The following is a 1367-nucleotide window of genomic DNA, read 5'->3' on the forward strand; positions in this document are numbered from 1 at the left end:
CTGGCAGGATTACCTGTAGTTGATTCGTGACCCAACAATTCCCTTTTTCTTTGTGACGCTCGAAACAACCATACAGTTGAACCAACAAGCGATCGCTTGGAACAGACAGTAAACTGATACTATGCCAAAACTTCCTCCAGTGCGATAACTGTCTCCTCTATTCACATAACCCCCACCTCGTCTGTGTCGTTCACCCTGATGGGGTAGAGGGTGAGAGCTGCTTGGACTTTCGACTTGACCCCAACGCCGAAGCAGAGGAGCTATGGCAACCGGAGGGGGCAAGCTACTACAACGGTGAATTAATACTGCAACCACAACAGCGGTGGACACAACAGCAAAAACTGGAGTTACTTGATTGGCATCCGATGTTTACTGGTAGATGCCCCCAGTGTAGTGCTGAATTTGATCGGGACTGGTCAGCACGGGTGCATTGGGACTGTGAATGCGGTTGGATGGATGACTCAATTTAAGATATTCGTACTTTTTTACTTCCTTGCGCTTAATGCCTGTTGACTCAGTTGCATCACAATATTTTGGGGTAATGGGTCTATGACAGCATCACTCGGCAGTGATTTAATAAAAGCTGTTACCTCTTCCCCAGTTTTATATTTCCCTTCACTCCAAGCATCAGCAATCTGTTTCGCTACCCGGTCAGCATCATCAGGGTTCGCATGGGCGGTAATACATTGAATATCATTACCTGTAAATGATATCCATGTCTGCCAAAGTCCCGTAACTGGATGCTGAACAATCCCTGTGGTCAGTTCATTGTCCTCAAGTACTGATTTTTTCTTTGGGCCACCGAATCCTTTAAACATGATTTTCTTCAGTAAACGCTATCTTTTCAGAATGCCCAAAATAAATGCAGCGATCGCACTTGTGTAACATCTACGATTCAACACTCACATTTCATCTACCGTTGCCCCACGCTGTCTTGAGAAAAGCGAGAGTTACGGCTTTGCACTGATTGGATTGCTAGTGGGAAAGCAATTCATCTATGGCGCTACTTTCTCCCGAAACTGTTTCCCAGCAGAAAACGCAGGCACTTGGGTCGCTGGAATGGTCATTGGCTCATTGGTTTTCGGATTACGCCCCTCGCGTTCTGAGCGATCGCGTCTCTCGAATGACCCAAACCCTACCAGCGTTATCTTCTCTCCATTCGCTACAGCTTCGATAACTACTGACAAAAAAGCACTAATCACTTCATCAGCTTGCTTTTTTGTGATGTTGGTCTTTGCTGCTACAGCATCCACTAATTCACCCTTGTTCATAAATTACCCTGAAGTATTACAAATATTGGAAATCTAGCATTACTAGCTTTTATTAGCAAAGGGGGGAAAGGAGTAAAAATCAAGCAACACACGAAA

The 1367-nt window shown here is 45.1% G+C and carries 3 protein-coding genes; 1 reads left to right on the forward strand and 2 read right to left on the reverse strand.

Annotation, left to right across the window (positions count from 1 at the left end):
* Positions 1-221: 221 nt before the first annotated feature.
* Positions 222-470: a hypothetical protein gene (locus tag G1O98_RS38230; RefSeq protein WP_243458675.1), complete on the forward strand. Its 249-nt coding sequence runs from the start codon at positions 222-224 to the stop codon at positions 468-470.
* Between the two features lie 15 nt (positions 471-485).
* On the opposite strand, the gene G1O98_RS38235 is transcribed toward G1O98_RS38230, so the two are convergent.
* Together G1O98_RS38235 and G1O98_RS38240 are read right to left on the reverse strand one after the other, a co-directional pair.
* The gene (locus G1O98_RS38235) at positions 486-818 is read right to left on the reverse strand and encodes a hypothetical protein (protein ID WP_163939660.1); all 333 of its coding nucleotides are present in this window, start codon (positions 816-818) and stop codon (positions 486-488) included.
* Between the two features lie 177 nt (positions 819-995).
* A complete protein-coding gene (locus tag G1O98_RS38240; RefSeq protein WP_163939662.1) occupies positions 996-1271 on the reverse strand; it encodes an HU family DNA-binding protein in 276 nt (91 codons plus the stop codon).
* Between the last annotated feature and the right edge of the window lie 96 nt (positions 1272-1367).

The organism is Nostoc sp. UIC 10630, from assembly GCF_010747425.1.
Taxonomy (GTDB): domain Bacteria; phylum Cyanobacteriota; class Cyanobacteriia; order Cyanobacteriales; family Nostocaceae; genus Nostoc.